Origin of the sequence: Gilvimarinus gilvus, assembly GCF_030518155.1 — a bacterium.
GTDB lineage: Bacteria > Pseudomonadota > Gammaproteobacteria > Pseudomonadales > Cellvibrionaceae > Gilvimarinus > Gilvimarinus gilvus.
Genome location: NZ_JAULRU010000743.1, coordinates 1 through 328, shown reverse-complemented (window position 1 = coordinate 328; position 328 = coordinate 1). Strand labels below are relative to the sequence as shown.

Here is a 328-nt window from a genome sequence, read left to right as displayed (position 1 = left end):
AACATCCAGGTTTTGAATGAAATCGGCCATTTGGTCGGACATAACGAAAGTGAACGGAAATAATAGATACCGCGTTTTAATGGCGGTATGTGCTGCCGCCCATGCCAGGTACGGAGAGTACAAATACCATAAAAGAGCACTGATTATGCATATGAGGGTCAATGCGACTGTAAAATTTCCGAGAGGATCAGCCTTTGCCGCTCCTTCATTCGTTTGCCGACTAGCCATTAGCTAGAAACCTTTTAATTGTGTCTTGTGGAAGTAGCTTTTCAGCTTTCTTAATCAGAAGTGAACGATAACTAAGACGAAATTTTGGTGTAAAGCTGTG

At 42.4% G+C, this 328-nt stretch carries 1 protein-coding gene; it reads right to left on the bottom strand.

Annotation, left to right across the window (positions count from 1 at the left end; all coding sequences use genetic code 11):
• On the bottom strand, window positions 1-228 hold a 228-nt coding region (locus tag QWI17_RS19350), incomplete at its 3' end, for a hypothetical protein (RefSeq protein WP_302724176.1).
• Between the last annotated feature and the right edge of the window lie 100 nt (window positions 229-328).